Source organism: Caldifermentibacillus hisashii (assembly GCF_039654145.1).
In the GTDB taxonomy this organism is placed as follows: Bacteria; Bacillota; Bacilli; order Bacillales; family Caldibacillaceae; genus Caldifermentibacillus; species Caldifermentibacillus hisashii.
The window spans coordinates 2,181,029-2,200,358 of the sequence record NZ_CP155467.1 but is presented as its reverse complement, the minus strand read 5'-3'; the positions used below and the strand labels follow the sequence as shown (position 1 = coordinate 2,200,358).

Below are 19,330 nucleotides of genomic sequence, written 5' to 3'. Positions count from 1 at the left end.
TGCCATATGATGGAAATTGGTTTCACAAGATCCGGGGAGGATGATTTATGGAAAGAAAGATAGAGGTTCTTTCGACAATAAAGGTGGAATATTCACCGGACCTTTATAAAATCGTTGATATTTTAAATCGAACATTAAAAAAAGAAGATTTAATGTTTGGACTCGCATTAGATAAAGAAGATCAAAAAAAAGCTATTTTTACCATTTACCGAACATAAAGGCTACATAATAATCATTTCATTGAAAAGAAGGGACGGATGATGAAATTTAAAATTTTCATGATTTCGATCGTTTCGGTTGTTCTGTTAACGATCGGATTCATATCAATATATATCTCGGCTACAAAATCGGTGAAAACAGGCGAAACGCAAGCAATTGAAAGAGCGGAAAAGGAGACGAATTTAGTGTCTGTTACTTCGGTTGATTGGTTTCATTATACAGACAGCTATTATGTCATTAAGGGTAAGAATGATAAGGACAAAGAGATTTTTGTCTGGGTTCCGGAAGATGCAAAAAAAGATATAATTGTAAAAGAAAAAAATGAAGGCATGTCTGAAAAAGAATTACTAAACTTTGTACGGGGTGGATTAACTACCTTATCGAATGATAAAAAGCCGAAAGAAATTATTCGGGTAAAATTAGGAATGGTTGAAAATGCTCCGGCATATGAAATAACCTATCGGGATCAGGAAGACCGTTATAGTATTTTATATGTTGATTTTTATAATGGGGAATGGTACAGAGTGTATAATTTATAGAAAATAGGCTCAAAAACGTTGTCGATTCAGTTATTTTTAATATAAATAAAACCGGCAAATGAAGGAGGAACACGGATGGAACTAGCAAATCGAATCAAAACATTGGCTCCGTCGGCAACATTGGCAATAACCGCACTGGCCAATGAATTAAAAGGGAAAGGAATAGATGTGATCGGTTTAGGTGTCGGCGAACCCGATTTCAACACACCTGAGCATATTATTGAAGCTGCTTACCAGGCAATGAAAGAGGGAAAAACAAAGTACACTCCCTCTGGTGGCTTGTTAGAGTTGAAACAAGCAATCATTGAAAAATTTGCTAAAGACCAAGGATTAAGCTATGAACCCTCAAACCTTATTGTAACCGATGGGGCAAAACATGCGCTTTACTTACTGTTTCAAACACTGATCAATGATGGAGATGAAGTCATTATCCCTGCACCATATTGGGTCACTTATCCTGAGCAAGTAAAACTGGCAGGTGGTGTTCCTGTAATTGTTGAAACAGATGAAACTACCAAGTTTAAACTAATACCGGAAAAATTGCAGCGCGCCATTACCAAAAAAACAAAAGCACTGATTATTAATTCCCCGAGCAATCCAACCGGAATGACATATAGTCGTGATGAGCTTGCTGCTTTGGGTGAGATTTGTTTGCTTCATGATATTCTCATCGTATCTGATGAAATTTATGAAAAATTAATCTATGATGAGGAGCAACATGTTTCGATTGCCCAACTTTCTAAAGAGTTAAAATCGCAAACGGTGATTATTAACGGGGTATCAAAGTCTCATGCGATGACCGGTTGGCGGATTGGCTATGCAGCAGGAGACAAAGCATTAATAAAACAAATGACATCTCTTGCCAGCCAAAGCACATCAAATCCGGCCACTCCATCTCAATATGCAGCCATTGCGGCATATCGTGGCAGTCAAAAAAGCGTGGAAGAAATGAAGCTTCAATTTGAAAAACGGTTAAACCTATTCTATGAAAAATTAATGGAAATACCTGGATTTTCCTGTGTCAAACCTCATGGCGCATTCTATTTATTTCCTAATGTGAAAGAAGCAGCAAAATTGACCGGTTATGATACCGTTGATAAGTTTGCTGAAGCGTTATTGAGTGAAGCGCATGTTGCAGTCGTTCCGGGAACAGGATTTGGCTCGCCTGACTATATTCGCTTATCGTATGCAACAAGTGAAGATATTTTAGTAGAGGCTGCCGCCCGTATTAAAAACTTTGTGGAAACTAAAATGACTTCAAGATAAAGCGAAACTTCCATCAGTGGGGAGAGAAGGCCCCACTGATGGTTAGTTGAGCCAATCGGGTACATACGGGCACTTATCTTTCACTAATTGCATCGTAAATTTTTTCTAAACGTAAAGAGGAAGATTTAGTGCCCGTCATGCGGGATAAAGCGAAACTTCCATCAAGTGACCACTGATGGTTAGTTCATATCGAACTGACTATGATAGGTGCGGTGTAAGTTTAGGAAACGTTGCTAGTGAATTTTTGGAGCTGTATAATAAAGAAGGGCTTTAGTAGTATTTTTGGAGGGAAGTTTGTGAAGACAACGATTGTAGAAGTGAAAAATTATGTTGGACAAGAAGTAACGATCGGAGCTTGGCTTGCCAATAAACGTTCCAGCGGGAAGATTGCCTTTTTGCAACTTCGTGATGGATCGGGTTTCATCCAAGGTGTTGTCGTTAAAAATGAAGTACCTGAGGAAGTTTTTCAATTAGCGAAATCACTCACGCAAGAATCCTCTTTGTATGTAACGGGTATCGTTCGTGAAGATGAGCGTTCACCGTTTGGCTATGAATTATCAGTAACCAAATTGGAATTAATCCACGAAGCCCATGATTATCCAATTACACCAAAAGAACATGGTACGGAATTTTTAATGGACCACCGTCATCTTTGGTTACGTTCAAAACGTCAGCATGCCAATATGAAAATAAGAAACGAAATTATTCGGGCAACCTATGAATTTTTCAATAAAGAAGGTTTTATAAAAATTGATCCTCCGATTTTGACGGGGAGTGCGCCTGAAGGAACAACGGAATTATTCCATACGAAATATTTTGACGAAGATGCGTATCTTTCTCAAAGCGGTCAATTATATATGGAAGCAGCGGCAATGGCTTTTGGAAAAGTGTTTTCTTTTGGACCAACCTTCCGTGCAGAAAAATCAAAAACACGCCGTCACTTAATCGAGTTTTGGATGATTGAACCGGAAATGGCTTTTTATGAATTTGAAGACAATTTAAAAGTTCAAGAGGACTATGTTTCCTATGTGGTTCAATCGGTTTTGAAAAATTGTTCGTTGGAATTGAAAATATTAAATCGTGACACAACGAAATTAGAAAAAGTTCAAGCTCCGTTCCCGAGAATTACATATGATGATGCGATTAAATTTTTACACGAACAAGGTTTTGATGATATCAAGTGGGGCGACGATTTTGGTTCACCGCATGAAACAGCGATTGCCAATTCATTTGATAAGCCGGTGTTCATTACCCATTACCCGAAAGCCATTAAACCGTTTTATATGCAACCGGATCCGACCCGTGATGATGTCGTGTTATGTGCCGATTTAATTGCCCCGGAAGGTTATGGTGAAATAATTGGCGGTTCTGAACGGATCCATGACTATGATTTATTGAAACAAGAACTTGAACGACATCAATTATCTTTAGAAACGTATAGTTGGTATTTAGATCTAAGGAAATACGGTTCTGTTCCACATTCCGGCTTTGGTTTAGGCCTGGAAAGAACCGTTGCTTGGATTGCCGGTTGTGAACATGTCCGAGAAACCATTCCATTCCCGCGTTTATTAAACCGTCTATATCCATAGAAAGAAGAGGGATTGTCACACTTATGACAGTCCCTATTTCATTAACTTTTTATTCATGCTATACTAATTTTGAGGTGTCAAATATGAATAAAAACACGTTCCTTTCCTGGATTGAAGAAGGGGTTATTTCGATTCCTTCTTTTTTATTCCGTTATTATAAAAAAATCGGGTTAACCGATATCGAGTGTATGGTTATTCTACATATTTACAATTTTATCGAGAAGGGTAAAGAGTTCCCTACCATTGATGAAATTGCCGAGCGGATGGTATTATCGACTGAGCATTGTTCGCAAACCATCTTAACTTTAATCCAAAGAGGGTATTTGGAGATTTTGAAAGGTCAGACAGAAGAGGGCATTTATTTCGAAAAATATTCTCTAAAACCACTTTGGCTAAAACTGATCAATGAGCATGCGCTTCATGAACAGGAAGATTTGCAATTTCAAACAAATCTGGAAGAAGGCTCGCTATTTACCCTGTTTGAGCAAGAATTTGCCAGAGCATTATCCCCGATAGAATGTGAAACTTTATCGATGTGGATCGATAATGATCATCATAGTCCCGCTCTCATCAAAGCTGCATTGAAGGAAGCTGTTTTATCAGGAAAATTAAATTTCCGCTATATCGATCGGATTCTCTTTGAATGGAAAAAAGCCGGGATTAAAACTGTGGAACAAGCACAGGATCAAAGCAGACATTTCCGCAACGGGCAACAAAAAAACCGCGGGCAGGAAAAGCAAAAGAAAACCGAAGCGGTGCCGTTTTATAATTGGTTAGAAAGTTAAGGGGAGTGAATATGTTAACGAAAAAGGAGATACGTTTTTGTTTGGATGAAATGGGGAAAATGTTTCCAAAAGCCCATTGTGAATTAAATCATTCGAATCCGTTTGAGCTTTTAATTGCAGTTGTTTTGTCTGCTCAATGTACAGACGCCCTTGTCAATAAAGTAACAAAATCTTTGTTTGAAAAATATAAGCGGCCTGAGGACTATTTAAAAGTTTCGTTAGATGAATTACAACAAGATATCCGGTCAATCGGTTTATACCGGAACAAAGCAAAAAACATTCAAAAGCTTTGTCAAATTTTAATAGAAAAATATGATGGACAAGTTCCAAGTGATCGCGATACATTAATGCAACTTCCCGGGGTGGGGAGAAAAACGGCAGATGTTGTTGTTTCTGTTGCCTTTGGTATTCCTGCGATTGCTGTTGATACGCATGTCGAACGGGTTTCGAAACGTTTGGCCATTTGTCGTTGGAAAGATAGTGTTCTGGAAGTGGAAAAAACGTTAATGAAAAAAGTTCCAATGGATGAATGGAGTATTACCCATCATCGCATGATCTTTTTTGGCCGGTACCATTGCAAAGCCCAATCACCAAAATGTTTGGAATGTCCGCTGCTTTCCCTTTGTCGTGAAGGAAAAAAACGAACGAAAGGTCTTGAATTGGAAAATGCAGGTAAGTGAACGATTACAACATGAGTTCTTTTATCTTGATTCGTTGACGCCGGCCGATTTTTTTCCTGAAGAAAATCGGTTTTATCTCGGTATAGATGAAAGCATGCCTTGGAAAAATGAAAAAGAAGCAGTTATCCAAATTGTCCATGAGTGGCAACCTTACTTGAAGGAGCTTACTGGGCTGTTTAAAGAACGAAAAAATAAAGAAACGAAACCGTTGATGGTAAAGGGAATCAGCCTTTTCATCCGACTGTTATTTTGGTCAAACAATGAACCGACTGATTTAAAAAATTTACAGGAGAAATTAGTGCTGTTTGAGGCGAAACCGGTAAATATCGTCGAACGGCTTCAGTTTTTAATGCAGCGACCGACTTTGTACCATTCCTTTATCCAACTATCCGAATTAATGATTGAACAAGAAAAAATTTTTTATAAATATATGGTAATGAAAAAAAGAGTGAATCGAACTTAGTCGATTCACTCTTTTTACTTTTCATTGAAGATTTACGTGCCGGAACCGGTTGAGTATTGCGATGAACCATTTCCGCCACCCCCACTATTTCCGCCATTTCCGTTATTCCCGCCATTTCCGGGATTAGGAGTACTTGGAGTTCCTGGGTTCGGATTCCCTGGGTTTGGGTTTCCTGGATTTGTTCCCGGAGGATTTCCCTGTCCGGGAGTGCTTCCACTATCGTCTTCTTGTTCGTCTGTTCCTTCATTATCCGTATCTTCCTCATTTCCTTGATTATTATCCGGTGAATCATCTGTGAAAGAAGAAAGATCAAGGGTAACGGAAGCCGGATCACTCTTATGGCCATCATAAACGGCATAAACCGTAAATGTATATTTTAATCCGGGTACTAAATTATTAGCCTCAAAGCTGTTTTTATCTGTTGTGCCTAGTATTTGATCACCCGAACCATCTGCTGATAAATGTACTTCAAAATTGACATTATCAACATTTTCATAGTTCCAATTTAAGCTTGCCGTTGCGTTTTGTTGGTTATAATCAACGCTTAAATTGGTTACAGCCGGAATCGATTCGTATTTTTTTGATGTTTCTTTCGGTTCTGTACCTTTGACAAAATACTCATAGACAATATTACTTTCCGGTGTAAACGGACTTGCCAGTTTTGCCGGATTGGAACCTTTTTCAATCGGTAATTTAACAACACTTGACGGTTGTTTAAAATCAGGTGTATCGATCCCGTCATGCATATAGGTCATAAGTGATTTAAAAATCTTTATCGGTAATTTTGTATCATCTACCGGTTTTGCCTTCTTCTCGTAACCAACCCAGACTGTAGCTGTATAATTGGTTGAATAGCCGGAAAACCAAGAATCCGGTGACTCAGATGATTTTAAGTTATATTTTTTTAACTCATCCTTCGTATAGTTTGTCGTCCCGGTTTTTCCGGCAATCGGAACGCCGGAAATTTGTGCAGCCCTACCTGTACCGCTTTGGACGACCGTTTTTAACATATCAGAAATCATAAATGCGGTGTAGTCGCTCATAACACGTTCCGGTTTCGGTTCCAAATTAATTTCGGTTTCCCCGTCAGATAACACAATTTTCTTAATGGCATACGGTTCATTGTATATTCCTCCGTTACCAAAAGCACTATAAGCACCGGCTAACTGTAAAGGGGAAACACCGCCTCCGAAGCCGCCGATTGCATATGATTCATAAATTTCCTTCAATCCAATTCCAAGATTATTGGCAAACTCTTTCGCTTTTTCTAATCCGACCGCTTGGATTGCTTTGACAGCTGGAATATTTAAGGATTCTTGCAAGGCATAACGCATGGTCACCTCGCCGTAATTTTTCCCGTTATAGTTTTTAACCGGTGTCCCGTCGGAATACGTATAAGGTTCATCCTTGAAAATTTGATATGTTGAATATTTTAAATACTCGATTGCCGGACCATAATCAAGAACTGGTTTGATTGTTGAACCCGGTTGTCTTTTTATATCAATCGCATAATTAAGCCCACGCCTTACTTTTTGATGGCGACCGCCGCCAATTGCCCGAATTTCTCCAGACTGAGTATCGAGTAAAATGACCCCGGCTTGGATTTCATCATTCGGATACTTAATATATTCATCTGTATTTAAAATATCATTGACTCTCTTTTGTGCGTTCGGGTCCATTGTTGTATATATTTCAAGGCCATCCGTAAATGCGTTATAACCTAATGCTTCAACTTCCTCGATAATTTGATCGACGAAGGAATCATATGGCGAATCATCTTTAATTGTGTCCTCCGGTTTGTTTACAATTAATGATGCAATAGATATATTTTGAGCTTCTTTCATTTCTTTCTCAGAGATAAAGCCGTGCTGATGCATAAGAGATAACACAGTGTTCTTCCTCTGATCGGCTAAATCTGGATTGACAAATGGATTATAAGCATTCGGTCGTTGCGGTAAGCCGGCAATTAAAGCCGCTTCAGGTAATGTTAATTCATCGAGTGATTTATTGAAATATGTTTGAGCCGCTGCTTTAATTCCATACACATTCCCACCCATTGAGACACGGTTAACATACATTTCAAAAATATCTTCTTTTGAAAAATTGCGTTCAAGTTGCAGAGCAAGCCAAGCTTCTTGCGCCTTCCTCTTCAATGTTTTTTCTTCTGATAAAAAGGAGAGCTTAACGACCTGTTGCGTTAAGGTAGATGCACCCTGTGAACCAAAGCCGTCGGTGATATTACTAATGACGGCACCGCCCAAACGAATTAAATCGATTCCGTTATGTTTAAAGAAACGGACGTCTTCAGTTGCCAAAACCGCATTTTTCATCAGGTCCGGAATTTCGTTAAATTCAACCAGATCCCTTTTTTCTGTACCTAATTCGGTAACCAGTTCTTTATTCATATCATAAATTTTTGACGGAACAGGGACTTTTAGCTTTTGCGGATCCAGTTTTGGTGCATCTGAAACAAAGTAAGCAAAGGTTCCCAATCCGCCAACTAAACATAGAAATCCGACAATTATCATCGTTAAAAATATTTTCTTGGCTATACTTTTCCCTTTTCCTTTTGGTTGTTTCTGTTTATTTTTCTGGTTCGCACGTCTTTTTTCTGTTCTTGATTTATATTGTTCTGTCATAAACAATGACCATCCTTTCATTCCTTATCAAAATCGAAAACGGGATTGTCCGTCAAATATCGAATAAGGAATTTCTCACAATTTGAGGTAAGTTATTTTACCCCTAATAATATAGAGATTCTATTAATCTAATATAATCAATTCTTGGCTGAATTCCAAGTGGTATATAATGTCCATATTGCATAATTTCATCTTTCGCTATCGATTTTCTGCCGCCTGATTCCATCCGTTGCCAAAATTTCAGCAGATGTTCACCCTCTAAAAGAAATACTTCTTCTGTTTTTGAAAAACGAATAATGACAAAAGCAATACCTCCGCAAGCTAGTACCGCTTCTGTATGTCTAATTTGATGCTCATGGAAATTTTTTAACGGCAAAGATGTTTCGCTTTTTGTTTCCTTTGCTTCAAAATCAAGATATTTCCCCCGGTACACACCATTATAGTCCGTTGTCGAAGGTGTTTTGAAATAGGCCTCTTTTATTACTGCTTTGCTACGCTCCGGATAATCGACTTGAACAATTTGAATAGGAGTTGGTTTTTTATGAATAACCGCAATCTTGTTTGACAAATAATATTTATTGGACTCATTAATATCATCCTCTAAAGTCATCCCACGGTTTCCGTATTGATATTTTTTTACTTTTATTTTTCTATCCTCTTTTTTAAAATGAAACGTTTTTCCATTCGGATAATGGATTTCCAAACTAACCACCTCGTTAAACCTTCTTCATGCGCAACTCCGGGCTGTTTATTTACCGGTCGGAATGAAACGACCGAAATTTTATAAAGGATGTGAACATCTCGATGAATCATGACGAGAGGCAATTAATCCAACATATTTTACAAACAACAAGAAAAGGCAATATAGATAATATATCACGAACGAATTGTTATGAGTCATTTTATTTTCGTTACCAAGAAATTAAATGGGCTTTTCTTGCCGGATTGGTTTCCCGTAACGCCGGCTGGAATATGTGTGATTTGGAAGGCAAATCGTATTCCTCCTTGTTGACCAAGCAATATCGCACGTATTTGTTTTTAACTTATGAACGGGCTAATTGGCTGATTTTTCAAGATGCGTATCCACAATTATTACTTTATCATTATTCAACGAAAATAGGGCGTCCTTTGTTTCACTTACTACCTTATTTTCATGTTTCGGCATTTATGCAGCAAGAATGGTTTCGATTTTGGCAAACCGGTAATGAAAATCGATTATTGTATTCCCTCATTATTAATGAACAGAACTTGATACAAGAGCCAATCATATCAAAACTATTTTATCAAAAAAAAGTATTTCAAACAGTACCTTTTTATTTGCAGGAACTTTTTCATTTCAATGCAGTTATTTTTCCAACTTGTTACGGTGAAATTTTCGGGGCAACTGTAAAAAAATTTGTCAAACTGGATCAACGAATCGAACTCGGGAAAAAATTAGCGTGGATTTTATTTGATACGGGGAGGCTTCAAACATTTATTGATTTTGCCATTCATACACCGCATACAGGTTCACGGTACGATTACGAAAAATTTTGGTTAAAAAAACGGAACACGCCTATGTTAAGACTAACGTATCCGATTGTAAAGCAGGAACCATTAACCGGGATATCTTGGGATAAAAAGCAACGGGTTAAAAAACGATGGTTCCTGCCACCCATCATAAAAGAAGAAGTGAACATGACTTATTGGTTAAGGAAAAAACATATAGAAATTGAACTGTTGGTAAACTTGAAGGAATGGATGCGGTGGAATGAGTAGGTAAGAAGGGAAGACACCACGATGGGGAAAGAAGTCAATATGTAGTGGTGTCTTCCTTTAACTTAAGTGGATGGACGGTTTGGGCCATTTAGTTTTGGATTTCCTTTAGCCGCTTTTGTGTCTGCATGATTTTCTTTTTCAGTTACGCGATTTTGTTTCTTCTTTTTTTCCATTGGCTGCACCTCCTATCGTTATTATGAACAAAAGGTCAAGAAACATGTTTTGACAATGATTTCTGAATATTTGTCAGAATTCCACTTTGTTTGGCGAATTTCTTCTAGTTTTGTCAAACAGGAAGGAAGTGATGAAAGCAGGTCGAAATTACATAATAACGAAGGATGGAGGGATTGAGATGGCAAGCAATAAAACAGTGAAAACGAGCGAAATTTTGGAATTAATCAAGTGTTTGGAAATGGAAATAGCGTTAGTGGAGCAAAAGATGCATCTCGTTGTAACGGAAGAAATAATAGAACAAACAAGTAACCTTTCAAGAAATATTTCTGCGATAGAAAAGGAAATAATGAAAGTGACGAAAGAAAATCAAACGAAACAACAGGTGAGGAATACGGAGCCGATTATGAAACAGGCAGCATCAATGTAAAAAAATTGGTCCGGCTTTGATTTTCCGTTGATATTGTGAAACTTCAATCAGTAGGACTGTTTAAAGAAAACCCGGCAATCACCGGGTTTTCTTTACTTATACGTTAAGAAAGTATAAATTTCCAGCAAAGAAGCGAATTCGACGTAGTTGGAAATTTTAAGAATTAAGTATAAGTGCTCTTGCGGCTCTGCTTTCGCCTAAAGGCTCGGCAATCACCGGGTTTTCTTTACTTATGATATAATTGGATGGATAGGAGGGGTTAATGTATGGACAAAATGCAACTTGTATCAGCAACGAAAAAATTAAAACATTATGTAATGGAAATGGATCACATTTATGAACATGCACGGGAAACGGGAGAAGAAAAAGATTTTTATACGGTTATTAAACCATTTGTTGATGAAGTCCATTTCGTTTTAGAAGAGTGGGGGGAACTGGCGAAGAAATTCATTGTCACTTCTCACCCGAAACACTTATATATTCAACAAATCGATGCCACTATTGAGAATATTAAAGAAATAAGTGTACAAGCTTTTTTTCCTAAAACAAGCTATTCCCGTTTTAAACATCGTCTCCATTCAATCCATTATATATTAGAAAAATTACATAGCGAAATAAACGAAAATGAGTTTCCGCAAAACTTTTAAATTCACATGATTAGGCGAACAATCATACAATATGGTGGAGTTCATGAGGAGGATTGATATGTATGTATCATCTGCCACACAACCAGTTTTTTCCACGAAAATATAATGCGATTCCGGAGACATTTGGAATGCCACAAAATCATTTAGGTACGAATGCCAACCTGCAATTTCCTGTAGGGGTAAATACGTTCCCACCGCCATTCTTTCATGGTCCAACACCAATGAATTCTCAGGGTATGTTTCCCGGTGTCGCTCCCGGACAAGTCTGGCCTCCGAGTGCTTTTTTTAATCAAGACAACCATTTCCCATCTAATAATAACGATGTACCGTTTACACAATTTTTGGATGATCCATTACACCCAATTTATAATCAAATTTCAAATTTTTCTAATCAGATATTACCAAATTTTAGTTTATCGGCGTCGCATCAATCTTTTCCCCAGAGTCCGATGAACAGCTTTATCCAATCATTTAAAAATAAAGATGGATCCATCGATTTTAATAAAATGCTAGGAACGGCCGGTCAATTCATGGGAGTAATCAATCAAGTTTCTTCTTTACTAAAAGGATTCAGTCTTTTATTTAAATCGTAAATATGTGCCAAGTGCAAGTCCTTCCATCATATCTAAGAAAAGCAATTGGCGAAAAACCAATTGCTGTAGGTTACCATTATTTTCAATGGACATTAGCGAAATTCATCTGTTTGTATAAAACAATTATTTAACTTTTAAAAACATCAATCTTCTAAATTCAGTTTCTTCCCGGATTTTTTTGGCAGGATGATCGTCAATAGCCCGTCACGGTATTTGGCTTTGGCGTTTTTTGAATGAATTGGATGATAAAAAGGAATCGTCCGGCTGGCTTTTTCATATTCGTGTATCTTCGTATATGATTTAGCTTTATCATTTTGAATTGTCTCACTTTCTGAACGATTCACAGTGATGGTAATGCTTCTCTCCAAAATATGGATGTCAATTTGATTTTTCTTTACCCCGGGTAATTCTGCATATATGATGTATTTATCAACATCTTCTTGAACATTGACTTTGAAACCCGGTTTTAAATTGGAGTTTTGAAAAAATTGATCAATGGTCTCCAAAATATTACGAAATGGCCGGTCCTGAAAAATATGAGAAAATGGAGAAGCTTCATTTGAATGGCTGTCCTTTTTTTCCGGTAATTGTTCATCCATGTTTTCCACCCCACTTTTTATTTTTATTTCCGATATAATATATGAAAAATAATAAAAATCGTGTTAGATTAATGGTACGATGTTTGTACGGTAAATATTTTTTGATATAGGAACGTGTATTCGTTATAATAAATGTTAAAGGGAAATTTGGTATGAATTGTAGAGGGTGAAGCGGATGCTAGGTAAGCGTCAATTACAAGAAATCATCAATTGGATGAAACAAACAAATGAAATTAACGAAAATATTATCCATTGGGAAACGATAGAAGGGAAGGAGGCCATTAATGTTCCATTTCCTGAAGAATTGCATCCAAAATTGCAGGCAGCATTAGAAAAGCGGGGGATTACCTCTTTATACAGTCATCAACGGGAAGCTTTTGATTATGGTATGAAAGGAATGGATTTTACTGCCGTAACCCCGACGGCGAGCGGGAAAACACTTTGTTATAATCTTCCGGTTCTGCAAACGATTTTAGAGAACGTTGAAGCAAGAGCGTTATATATGTTTCCAACGAAGGCACTCAGCTATGATCAAAAAAGTGAATTAAATGAATTGATTGATGAAGCGGGGATCGAAATTAATAGTTATACATATGACGGGGACACACCGGCGCATATCCGGCAAAAAATTCGCAAAGCTGGCCATATCGTAATAACTAACCCGGATATGCTTCATTCCGGAATTTTGCCGCATCATACAAAGTGGGTCTCTCTGTTCGAAAACTTAAAATTTATTATCGTTGATGAATTACATATTTACCGTGGTGTATTCGGAAGCCATACAGCAAATGTTATTCGTCGATTAAAACGGATTTGCCGTTTTTACGGAAGTGATCCGGTGTTTATTTGTACTTCAGCGACCATTGCCAATCCAAAGGAACTGGCCGAAGCTTTAACAGGTAAAACCATGCAGTTAATTGATCAAAACGGTGCCCCGAGCGGAAGAAAGCATTTTGTCTTTTATAATCCGCCGATTGTAAATAAACAATTAAATATCCGGAGAAGTGCAACTTTGGAAGTTCGGAAGCTCGCCGGGGAGTTTCTGAAAAATAAAATTCAAACAATTATTTTTGCGAAAAGCAGAGTTCGAGTGGAAATTATTTTAACGTATTTACAAGAGTTGATTAAAGATAAGATTGGACCAAAGGGAATACGTGGGTACCGGGGCGGTTATTTACCGACAGAGCGAAGAGAAATCGAAAAAGGGCTGAGAAATGGGGATATTTATGGTGTGGTCAGCACGAATGCGTTGGAGTTGGGCGTTGATATCGGACAATTACAAGTATGTATAATGACCGGTTATCCCGGTACGATTGCGAGCGCCTGGCAACAAGCCGGACGAGCCGGGAGAAGACATGGAGAGGCGCTAATTTTGTATGTCGCCAGTTCAGCCCCACTAGACCAATACATTATCAATCATCCGGAATATTTTTTCAAACAGTCACCGGAAGTTGCCCGAATCAACCCGGATAATTTAATCATTCTTGTTGATCATGTAAAATGTGCAGCTTTCGAATTACCGTTTAAAAAAGGAGAAACGTTTGGCGGGATTGATGTGGAGGATGTACTCGATTACCTGCTTGATCAAAAAATTCTTGTTTTTAGCGGGAATAAATATCATTGGATGAGTGATTCATTTCCGGCGCATAATATCAGTCTTCGTTCCGCTTCACAGGAAAATGTAGTCATTATTGACCAAACCGACATTGCCCATGTACAAGTGATCGGAGAAATGGATACTTTCAGCGCTTTAACGCTTCTCCATGATGAGGCAATTTACATGCATCAAGGAGTTCAATATCAGGTAGAAAAATTAGACTGGGAGGAAAAAAAGGCATTTGTACGTGAAGTGCAAACGGATTATTATACAGATGCAAACTTGGCTGTTGATTTGAAAGTTTTAGAGGTTGATAAGGAAAGAGAAACGGATGTCGCGCAAATTCAATATGGGGACGTGGCTGTACAAGCGATGGCGACAATTTTTAAAAAGATTAAATTTGAAACCCATGAAAATATCGGTTCCGGTCCGATTCATTTACCGGAACAAATATTGCATACAACTTCGGCATGGATTTCATTAAAGGATGAGCCGAATTGGCATAAAGATCGCCTGGAGCAAGGGTTGATCGGTATGGCACATCTTTTAAAAAATATGGTGCCGATGTATGTGATGTGTGATCCGAGCGATGTGTATGTGACACCGCAATTGAAATCGAGTCATAATGAAAAACCAACGATCTTTTTATATGACCGTTATCCGGGTGGAGTGGGCCTGAGCGATCAAATTTACGATAAAATAACGGATATTTTGCTGGAAGCGAGGAAAATGATAAAAAATTGCCCGTGTGAGAATGGTTGTCCTTCTTGTATTGGGACGGACGGTACTTCACAAAACGGCAAAATAGATGCAATTACCCTTTTGAATGCTTTCTTAAATGGGGTGCTTAAATGAAGTTAAAAAACAAGTTAGCAGTTTATCAGTCGTACTTACCAACCGGAACGAAGAAACAAGAATCGCAACCGGAAGCAAAACAAGAACTTATCGACATACCAAACTTGGAAAAATGGCATAATTTCGGGGTTGCTCCATATATATTAGATGATCAATATTGCCTTATTCGTGAAGTCCGCTATCCTCTTGAAACACAAAGGGGGAAATATACATTTTTTGATTATCTTAATGTCGTCAATGCTTGGCAAAATCATTCTCTTCTCCACCCTTTATCCGCAAAAGGGTACCGTCCAACAGATTTGTTTTTCTTTGACACGGAAACGACAGGACTCGGTGGTGGAACAGGCAATACGATCTTTTTATTAGGTTATGCTTTCATTGATGATGATGAGGTCGTAGTGAAACAACATTTATTGCCTGAACCCGGGGGTGAAATTCCGCTTTATCACAGTTTTTTGAAATCAGTTGATTATACCACCCTTGTTACGTATAATGGAAAAGCATTTGATTGGCCGCAAGTGAAAACAAGACACACATTGATCAGAGAACATGTACCGAAGCTTCCGGCATTTGGTCATTTTGATTTGCTGCATGCATCAAGGAGACTATGGAAAGATGAATTAGAATCCGTAAAACTTACAATCGTTGAGAAAGAGGTTTTGGGAATCGAAAGGGAAGAAGATGTTCCCGGATATTTAGCGCCCATCATTTATTTTGATTTTCTTCAATCCAATCAACTGGACGGAATTGTTAAGGTGATGGAGCATAATGAGGAAGATGTACTATCCCTAATCATTTTATATACGCATATTTCCTGTCAATTATTAGGACTTGATGTGAATCAAACAAATAGGGAAAAATTAGCCGTCGGTAAATGGTATTCTGCTTTGAATGAAAGGGATGCGGCCATTCAAGTATATGAAGAGGCGATAACAAGTTTACGAGGGAGAGAAAAATGGAAGGGCATGTATGATCTTGCCATTCAATATAAAAAACAGAAGAAGCGGGATATGGCAGAAGCGATTTGGCAAGAAATCATTGAACTGGGCAACGGAATAGAGAAAATAAATGCTTGCATCGAACTGGCAAAAGTTCATGAGCATGTGAACAAGGATTTTGAAAAGGCACTACAATTAAGCATATTGGCATTAGAAGAGTATGAATCAACTCAGCTCTTGGATTATAAAAATAATCATTTAAAGGAAGAATTAGAAAAAAGAATTTTTCGCTTGGAAGGGAAAATAAGAAGAAAAAAATTAAGTTAAATTGAACATGGTCATGACGGTTCACGTCCAAAAAATCGGATTTGTTTATACCGGCTTGGTAAAATCTTTCACCTAACCTTATTGGTTGCTGAAAAGTGGATGCATATTTTCCAGTAAAAAAATATTGATGAAAAGCTTGGCTGGAATTAAAATTAGTTCTGGATTATCATCATATTTTTTGAAAGAAAGGGAATGCCATGCATCGCACAGTTTTATTTTTATTCTTTACAATTGTTATTTCAACGATGTTCTTTTTTACGGTTTTTCGAGACGTGATTATGAAGGTATTGTTCTGGTATTGATGACGGTGGTTTCAAAGTTGAAAAATAGGTATTTTCATTAGTACATGTTCCCCTGTTTTGACATAGGTTATTAATGTATAAGGAAATCAACCAGCAGAAAGGGGAGTATATGTATGCCTGCATTTCCACCCAATGTATTGCCGCCGGTGGTACATCCAACGCAACAATTTGTAAATACAAACCAATTTACACATATCGTACCGCATGTTCATCCTTCACATACGACCACTGTCAACCAGCATATGTTTCAGCACCAACATTATTGCCCGCATACCCATTCAGTGGTAAATGAAGTATGCCATCAGCATTTGAATTGCTGTTGTCCGCCGCCAAGAAGACCATTTGGTTTTTAAACGTAAATGAGAAATATGGGGCTGATGAAAAATATCGGCCCCCCATAATAGTTCTTTAGACCCTTTTCTTCCATTTTATTATATAATAAGGTATATCAATGATTACATAAATACGTTAGACGATTGAAACAAACAACAAGCAAGAATTGACAAAGGAATGCATTTTTGAAAAAATAAGATTAATGATGAGCATGATCGAGGTGAAAAACTTTGATAGCAAACAATATTCAATTAACACCTAAGGATATTTTAGAAAAAGAATTTAAAACGAGTATGCGTGGATATAATCAAGAGGAAGTTGATAAATTTCTGGATATCATTATAAAGGATTATGAAAATTTCAATAAGGAGATTGAAACACTTGTATTCGAAAATCAAAAACTAAAAAAACAATTGGAAGAAGCGCGAAGACAGCCCGTACAAACAACCGGTGCAACGAATTTTGATATATTAAAAAGATTGAGCAATTTGGAAAAACATGTCTTTGGGAATAAATTAAATAATGATAAAGACTGGTAATTCCAATCAAGTAAGTTGGTATATAGATAAAGGACCACTTTTCAGACACAACGGTTTTTAACAGTTATCGAAAATTTATCTTGCTTATCAGTCACAATGACAGAAAAAAATACCAGTTGTATTTTAGAAAAAGTTCTTTTATAATATATACGTGTCATGTTAATAACGTTCGGGTAATCGCGGCAATTATGCTGAGGAAAGTCCATGCTCGCACGGTGCTGAGATGCCCGTAGTGTTCGTGCCTAGCGAAACAATAAGCTAGGGCAGCCTGGTTTCGACTGGGCTGACGGCAGGGAACGAGCCTAAGTCTTCGGATATGGCTCTATTACCTTGAAAGTGCCACAGTGACGTAGCCTTGGAAGAAATGACAAGGGTGGAACGAGGTAAACCCCGCGAGCGAGAAACCCAAATAATGGTAGGGGAACTTTCTCTGAGGAATTCAACTCAAGAGAGAGGCAAGAGACAAGCTCTTGCAGATAGATGATTACCACCGGAGTACGAGATTTTTCAATCGTAAGCAGTACGATGGTACAGAACATGGCTTACAGAACGTTATTAACGGCTAAAACGGAAAAAATGCTCTCTTTTCATTTTGAAAGGGAGCATTTTTGTTTTGAATTGTGTTAATAATAGTAAAGGTGATGACATGAACAAATTAAAAATTCTTGCCACATCTCCAATGGGGATTGAAGCGATTGTCGCAAAAGAAGTGAGAAATCTCGGTTATGAATGTCAAGTCGATAACGGAAAAATTACATATATGGGTGACGAATATGCGATTGCCAAAAGTAATCTTTGGCTTCGTACGGCAGACCGGGTAAAAATTATCGTTGGTGAATTTAAAGCAACAACATTTGAACAACTGTTTGAGGGAACAAAAAATCTCCCGTGGGAACAATTTATCAATGTGGACAGTGCGTTTCCAGTCTCGGGGAAATCAGTAAAATCTACTTTGCACAGTGTTCCGGACTGTCAAGCCATTGTTAAAAAAGCCATCGTAGATCGATTAAAAATAAAATATAAACAGATCACCTGGTTTCAGGAAAAAGGACCGAAAGTACCTGTGGAAGTTTCTATTTTAAAAGACATCGTAACGATTACGATTGATACAAGCGGGGTCAGGATTACATAAACGGGGATATCGGGCATATCAAGGTGAGGCTCCATTAAAAGAAACGTTGGCAGCGGCATTAATTCTGTTAACAAACTGGACAGCGGATCGGCCGTTTGTCGATCTTTTTTGCGGTTCAGGTACTATCCCGATTGAAGCGGCATTAATCGGACAAAACATTGCACCCGGTTTCAATCGGGATTTTATAAGTGAAACATGGCATTGGTTCAATTCGAAGGTTTGGGATGAAGCAAGAACGGAAGCGGAAGACTTGGCAGAATATAATCGGCCGTTACAAATTTTCGGATCGGATATCGATCATAAAATGGTAGATATGTCAAAAGCAAATGCCATGGAAGCCGGACTCGGGGACCTCATCCAGTTTAAACAAATGCAAGCGACTGATTTCCGTACCGATCTTGAATACGGTGTAATTGTCAGCAATCCGCCCTACGGAGAACGTATAGGCGAAAAAGAAAAAGTCGAAAAGTTATACCGGGAACTTGGTGCAACTTTACAAATGCTTGACACGTGGTCGATTTATTTGATTACATCAAACGAAGATTTTGAAGAGTTATTTGGAAAAAAAGCGACTAAAAAGCGGAAATTATTTAACGGGTTTATTAAAACGGATTATTATCAATATTTTGGCCCCAAAAAACGTGTATGATGATAAAAATCGATTTTTCAATCAAGGAATATTTTCCCTGCCACCGTCTATAATAGTATTATCAATGGTTATCGGAAAGGGATGGACGATGGATAAGTGGAATCTTGATTTTGCAAAAATATCAAAAGCGCTGGAAGCTACGTATCAGCAATTGCAATCAGAAAATATTTCGAACGAAGCATTAGATACGATTAAAGAAGCGGAACAAAATTTACAACTAGCTATGCAATATTCACTGACAACACCGATAAATACACAAATGCGTAAATAAAAAGCAATC

19 protein-coding genes, 1 other RNA gene and 1 pseudogene are annotated in these 19,330 nt (G+C 37.8%); 18 read left to right on the top strand and 3 right to left on the bottom strand.

All coding sequences use genetic code 11. The features are described 5' to 3' along the window. Positions 1–47 precede the first annotated feature (47 nt). The 7 genes from NSQ14_RS10425 (at position 48) to NSQ14_RS10395 (ending at position 5,541) form a co-directional block, all read left to right on the top strand. Positions 48–218, top strand: a complete 171-nt coding sequence (locus NSQ14_RS10425; RefSeq protein ID WP_072012687.1) for a YpmA family protein — start codon at positions 48–50, stop codon at positions 216–218. A gap of 42 nt (positions 219–260) precedes the next feature. Then, positions 261–758: a DUF5590 domain-containing protein gene (locus tag NSQ14_RS10420; protein ID WP_251249748.1), complete on the top strand. Its 498-nt coding sequence runs from the start codon at positions 261–263 to the stop codon at positions 756–758. A gap of 75 nt (positions 759–833) precedes the next feature. Next, complete coding sequence (locus NSQ14_RS10415; RefSeq protein ID WP_346216307.1) at positions 834–2,024, top strand: pyridoxal phosphate-dependent aminotransferase; 1,191 nt, start codon at positions 834–836, stop codon at positions 2,022–2,024. Between the two features lie 296 nt (positions 2,025–2,320). Next, entirely contained in the window at positions 2,321–3,613 is a 1,293-nt protein-coding gene (gene asnS / locus NSQ14_RS10410) for an asparagine--tRNA ligase (protein ID WP_034770591.1), read from the top strand. 83 nt (positions 3,614–3,696) lie between these two features. After that, a complete protein-coding gene (locus tag NSQ14_RS10405) occupies positions 3,697–4,398 on the top strand; it encodes a DnaD domain-containing protein (protein WP_034770584.1) in 702 nt (233 codons plus the stop codon). Positions 4,399–4,409: 11 nt separating this feature from the next. After that, positions 4,410–5,078 carry an endonuclease III gene (gene nth, locus NSQ14_RS10400; protein ID WP_346216306.1) on the top strand — a complete coding sequence of 223 codons (669 nt, stop codon included), beginning with the start codon at positions 4,410–4,412 and terminating at the stop codon, positions 5,076–5,078. Next, positions 5,053–5,541: a YpoC family protein gene (locus NSQ14_RS10395; RefSeq protein WP_156103214.1), complete on the top strand. Its 489-nt coding sequence runs from the start codon at positions 5,053–5,055 to the stop codon at positions 5,539–5,541. The genes nth and NSQ14_RS10395 overlap by 26 nt, the downstream gene beginning before the upstream one ends. Positions 5,542–5,573: 32 nt before the next feature. On the opposite strand, the gene NSQ14_RS10390 is transcribed toward NSQ14_RS10395, so the two are convergent. Together NSQ14_RS10390 and recU are read right to left on the bottom strand one after the other, a co-directional pair. Then, positions 5,574–8,180: a PBP1A family penicillin-binding protein gene (locus tag NSQ14_RS10390; RefSeq protein WP_346216305.1), complete on the bottom strand. Its 2,607-nt coding sequence runs from the start codon at positions 8,178–8,180 to the stop codon at positions 5,574–5,576. A gap of 103 nt (positions 8,181–8,283) precedes the next feature. Next, on the bottom strand, positions 8,284–8,883 hold the full coding sequence (recU, locus tag NSQ14_RS10385) for a Holliday junction resolvase RecU (RefSeq protein WP_034770578.1): 600 nt from the start codon (positions 8,881–8,883) through the stop codon (positions 8,284–8,286). A gap of 101 nt (positions 8,884–8,984) precedes the next feature. On the opposite strand from recU, the gene NSQ14_RS10380 reads away from it, so the two are divergent. From NSQ14_RS10380 to NSQ14_RS10365, 4 genes are all read left to right on the top strand, one after another. Further along, positions 8,985–9,938, top strand: coding sequence for a DUF2515 family protein (locus tag NSQ14_RS10380; RefSeq protein ID WP_326973389.1), 954 nt, complete (start codon positions 8,985–8,987; stop codon positions 9,936–9,938). A 304-nt stretch (positions 9,939–10,242) separates the two neighbouring features. Continuing rightward, positions 10,243–10,539: a hypothetical protein gene (locus NSQ14_RS10375; protein WP_041846395.1), complete on the top strand. Its 297-nt coding sequence runs from the start codon at positions 10,243–10,245 to the stop codon at positions 10,537–10,539. A gap of 266 nt (positions 10,540–10,805) precedes the next feature. Then, positions 10,806–11,186 (top strand): YppE family protein, encoded by a 381-nt coding sequence (locus NSQ14_RS10370; protein ID WP_043988329.1) that lies wholly within the window; start codon positions 10,806–10,808, stop codon positions 11,184–11,186. Positions 11,187–11,248: 62 nt separating this feature from the next. Next, positions 11,249–11,779: a YppG family protein gene (locus tag NSQ14_RS10365; RefSeq protein WP_346216304.1), complete on the top strand. Its 531-nt coding sequence runs from the start codon at positions 11,249–11,251 to the stop codon at positions 11,777–11,779. Between the two features lie 143 nt (positions 11,780–11,922). Here NSQ14_RS10365 and NSQ14_RS10360 read toward each other — a convergent pair whose 3' ends face one another. Further along, the gene (locus NSQ14_RS10360; RefSeq protein WP_227092358.1) at positions 11,923–12,378 is read right to left on the bottom strand and encodes an Hsp20/alpha crystallin family protein; all 456 of its coding nucleotides are present in this window, start codon (positions 12,376–12,378) and stop codon (positions 11,923–11,925) included. Between the two features lie 175 nt (positions 12,379–12,553). On the opposite strand from NSQ14_RS10360, the gene NSQ14_RS10355 reads away from it, so the two are divergent. The 7 genes and pseudogenes from NSQ14_RS10355 (at position 12,554) to NSQ14_RS10325 (ending at position 19,321) form a co-directional block, all read left to right on the top strand. Then, positions 12,554–14,830: a DEAD/DEAH box helicase gene (locus NSQ14_RS10355; RefSeq protein ID WP_041846398.1), complete on the top strand. Its 2,277-nt coding sequence runs from the start codon at positions 12,554–12,556 to the stop codon at positions 14,828–14,830. After that, complete coding sequence (locus NSQ14_RS10350; protein WP_095141355.1) at positions 14,827–16,095, top strand: ribonuclease H-like domain-containing protein; 1,269 nt, start codon at positions 14,827–14,829, stop codon at positions 16,093–16,095. The genes NSQ14_RS10355 and NSQ14_RS10350 overlap by 4 nt, the downstream gene beginning before the upstream one ends. 415 nt (positions 16,096–16,510) lie before the next feature. Continuing rightward, entirely contained in the window at positions 16,511–16,750 is a 240-nt protein-coding gene (locus NSQ14_RS10345) for a CotD family spore coat protein (RefSeq protein ID WP_072012686.1), read from the top strand. Between the two features lie 210 nt (positions 16,751–16,960). After that, positions 16,961–17,269: a cell division regulator GpsB gene (gene gpsB, locus NSQ14_RS10340; protein WP_034770570.1), complete on the top strand. Its 309-nt coding sequence runs from the start codon at positions 16,961–16,963 to the stop codon at positions 17,267–17,269. A gap of 165 nt (positions 17,270–17,434) precedes the next feature. Further along, positions 17,435–17,819: RNase P RNA component class B (gene rnpB, locus NSQ14_RS10335), an RNA gene on the top strand. Positions 17,820–17,915: 96 nt separating this feature from the next. After that, positions 17,916–19,050, top strand: a pseudogene (locus NSQ14_RS10330) (THUMP domain-containing class I SAM-dependent RNA methyltransferase). Positions 19,051–19,138: 88 nt separating this feature from the next. Beyond that, entirely contained in the window at positions 19,139–19,321 is a 183-nt protein-coding gene (locus NSQ14_RS10325; protein WP_141227945.1) for a hypothetical protein, read from the top strand. Positions 19,322–19,330: the final 9 nt, after the last annotated feature.